Source organism: Colwellia marinimaniae (assembly GCF_002207865.1).
Lineage (GTDB): Bacteria > Pseudomonadota > Gammaproteobacteria > Enterobacterales > Alteromonadaceae > Colwellia > Colwellia marinimaniae.
Genome location: NZ_BDQM01000511.1, coordinates 1 through 237, shown reverse-complemented (window position 1 = coordinate 237; position 237 = coordinate 1). Strand labels below are relative to the sequence as shown.

1 protein-coding gene is annotated in these 237 nt (G+C 32.9%); it reads left to right on the top strand.

Annotated features, from left to right (window positions below):
* Positions 1–237 (top strand): phage tail-like protein (locus MTCD1_RS22055; RefSeq protein WP_235013423.1); only part of this gene is annotated, 237 nt, incomplete at both ends.

Genomic DNA, 237 nt, shown 5'->3' with positions numbered 1-237 from the left:
TGGTTATATTTTCTACATGTTTATTTAGTCAAGTTGGAATAAATACCACAGAACCTCACGAATCATCTGTTTTACATTTAAACTCTGATTATAGAGGTTTTCTTTTGCCATACTTTAACATTGCTGATTTAAATGCTAAAGCACCTGTAACTTCTATCTCTGCAGCAGAGGGATTGATGGTTTATAATACCAATACTGCTACTGGTAAAGGAATTTACTATTGGGATGGTTCTAAGT